Below are 1,666 nucleotides of genomic sequence, written 5' to 3'. Positions count from 1 at the left end.
TAAATGAATGGACAGTTGTTGACTAAAAAAAGGTTGGAAGAAGATTCTTCCAACCTTTCAGATTGAAGACAAACTAGTTACTCATAGAGAGTAATTGGTTTGTTTTTTTGTATCTCATCATTAATTTTGATAAAAAATCAAAAATAGACAAAAAAATAGAGCCCTCCAGGTCTCTTGATTTTAGCATTTTTGCTAATTTTTTGATGTTGAGGCATGTAAAAGTAAGCCCAATTTTCATGTGCATTTTTTCTTTGCCAATTAAATTAGTGTAGCGTAGTCCATGAAATTCTTTTGCCGTTCCAAATAATCGCTCAATTGTTTGTTTTCGATTATTGTATATGGCCTTCATTCCTACGGAATGACGTATATCTTCACAACGCTCCATATCATCTTCCCATAAATGCCGTTGAATTAATTTTCTCTTCTCTTTTGATTCAGTACAGTTAACAATCAAAGGGCAACTATTACAATCAACAGCCTTGCTTTTGTATTCACGGTATCCGTCTCTATTAGTTGTTGTATAGCTTAAAATTTTCATATTAGGGCAAATGTATTGATCGTAGTATTCATCATAAACATAATCATATTTTTTATAAAATCCTTTTTTGGTCATTGGTCTTTTATATGGAAAAACAGGTGTCAAATTATTTTGAAATAATAAATGAGCAATGCCTGGTGTTTTGTATCCAGCATCCATTACTAATTTATCTAAGGTAAAATGACTTTGTAATTTATTGTAGATATCGATAAACGTACGACTATCATGTTGATTACCAGGATGAGTTGTATAACCTAGAACCCAACCGTTCTTATCACATGCCACTTGTGTGGCATAAGCAAAGACCTGTTTATGTTCTCCTTTATGGAACCAACCACTTTCATCATCAGTTTTACTAACTTTTTTATACTTTACTTGGTTCTCACTTTCCTTTCTTCTTTTTAATGGCTTTTTTAGTCTTTTTTCTCTATCTATTTCCACTTCTTTTTGAAGAGACTTTACATAAAAAAGTGTTTCTTCAATAATTTCTTTACTTTCATATTTCTTATTATTGGCATGGGCTTTAACATGAGTACCATCAATAAATACTTCGGAGGTATCCAATAATTTAGCTTCCACACACTGTTCTAATATACCGTAAAATAATTGTTCAAAAATATCTGTGCCGCGAAATCTTCTAGAGTAATTTTTTCCAAATGTCGAAAAATGTGGTACTGAATCCGTCATGTCTAAACCTAGAAACCAACGATAAGCTATATTAACTTCAACGTCTTTAATTGTTTGTCTCATACTTTTAATTCCATATAGAAATTGGATTAAGGGAAGTTTCATTAATAAAACAGGATCTATACTAGGACGGCCATTCGATTCATCATATTTATCTTCAACAAGGTCATAAATAAAATTGAAGTCAATGTATTTATCAATATCTCTTAATAAATGTTCCTTTGGAACTAAATCTTCTAAAGAATAAAAACCAACTTGGCCACGTTTACTCATATCTTGCTTCTTTAACATTAAAACCAACTCCTTTTCTCTATTTTACCAAGAAAAAAAGACAAAGTATCAAAAATATGATACTTTGTCTACAGTCTGAGAGGCTGACTCAAATTTCAGCCTCTTTTTCATTCTTAACTCTATTTTTTATTACGAAGCCTTTTGTTGATT

Annotated in this window: 1 protein-coding gene; it reads right to left on the bottom strand. The window is 31.0% G+C overall.

Features of this window, described 5'->3' with window-relative positions; translation table 11 throughout:
• Positions 1-73: 73 nt before the first annotated feature.
• Positions 74-1,516: an IS1182 family transposase gene (locus tag DOK76_RS12815; RefSeq protein WP_441006657.1), complete on the bottom strand. Its 1,443-nt coding sequence runs from the start codon at positions 1,514-1,516 to the stop codon at positions 74-76.
• Positions 1,517-1,666 lie beyond the last annotated feature (150 nt).

Source organism: Candidatus Vagococcus giribetii (genome assembly GCF_017316185.1).
In the GTDB taxonomy this organism is placed as follows: Bacteria; Bacillota; Bacilli; order Lactobacillales; family Vagococcaceae; genus Vagococcus; species Vagococcus giribetii.
This window is presented reverse-complemented; position numbering and strand designations above follow the sequence as displayed.

Coding starts and splice junctions, on each gene's coding strand:
- DOK76_RS12815 (WP_441006657.1), bottom strand. CDS start 1,516: ATGTTAAAGAAGCAAGATATGAGTAAACGTGGCCAAGTTGGTTTTTAT.